Source organism: Geobacillus sp. DSP4a (assembly GCF_013096875.1).
In the GTDB taxonomy this organism is placed as follows: Bacteria; Bacillota; Bacilli; order Bacillales; family Anoxybacillaceae; genus Geobacillus; species Geobacillus thermophilus.
In genome coordinates, this window is sequence record NZ_SDLD01000298.1 from 1 (window position 1) to 243 (window position 243).

Genomic DNA, 243 nt, shown 5'->3' on the forward strand with positions numbered 1-243 from the left:
AATACTTGACTCTTCGAGAACTGTGCCATATTGCCAAGAACATGTACAACGTCGGATTGTACAATGTCAGACAATACTATTTTGAACACAAGGAATTTCTTAATTATGAGAAAAATTATCATCTTGCAAAAACTAACGAAAACTATAAGCTGTTAAACAGCAACATGGCACAGCAAATTTTAAAAAAGGTCAATGAAGCCTTTAAATCTTTCTTTGGTTTGATCAGTCTTGCCAAACAAGGAA

1 pseudogene is annotated in these 243 nt (G+C 33.3%); it reads left to right on the plus strand.

The features are described from left to right. Positions 1 to 243, plus strand: a pseudogene (locus tag ETC02_RS17415) (RNA-guided endonuclease TnpB family protein); the annotation flags it as partial.